This window comes from Shimia sp. MMG029 (assembly GCF_027947445.1).
Lineage (GTDB): Bacteria > Pseudomonadota > Alphaproteobacteria > Rhodobacterales > Rhodobacteraceae > Shimia.
In genome coordinates this window covers 1-595 of record NZ_JAQJIM010000032.1, presented here as the reverse complement: position 1 = coordinate 595, position 595 = coordinate 1, and the positions used below count along the sequence as shown (strand labels likewise).

At 58.7% G+C, this 595-nt stretch carries 1 protein-coding gene; it reads right to left on the bottom strand.

The window, feature by feature from the left end:
• Window positions 1-595: formate--tetrahydrofolate ligase (locus tag PJL69_RS20255; RefSeq protein WP_271311305.1), on the bottom strand; the 595-nt coding region annotated here is incomplete at both ends.

The window sequence follows — 595 nt, the reverse complement described above, 5'->3', positions numbered from 1 at the left end:
GGTGGCCACCAGAACAACCGCGGAAGGCGCGATGCCCGCTTTGCGGCACTTGATGTTCATGAACTTCTCGGCACCGAGGTCAGCACCAAAGCCTGCCTCAGTGACAACGTAATCCGCCACTTTCAGCGCGGTCTTGGTTGCGATCACGGAGTTACAGCCGTGTGCGATGTTGGCGAATGGGCCGCCGTGCACAAAGGCTGGGTTGTTTTCCAGAGTCTGCACGAGGTTTGGCTGCATCGCGTCTTTCAACAGAACGGTCATTGCGCCTTCTGCTTTGATGTCGCGGCAATACACCGGGGTTTTGTCGCGGCGGTAGGCCACGATGATGTCGCCCAGACGCTTTTCCAGATCTTCCAGATCGTTTGCCAGACACAGGATCGCCATCACTTCGGAAGCCACGGTGATGTCAAAGCCGGTTTCGCGAGGGAAGCCGTTGGACACGCCGCCCAGAGAAGCCGTGATCTGACGCAGGGCGCGGTCGTTCATGTCGACCACACGACGCCATGCCACACGGCGGATGTCGATTTCGCACTCATTGCCCCAGTAGATGTGGTTGTCGATCATCGCCGACAGCAGAGAGTGTGCCGAGGTGATC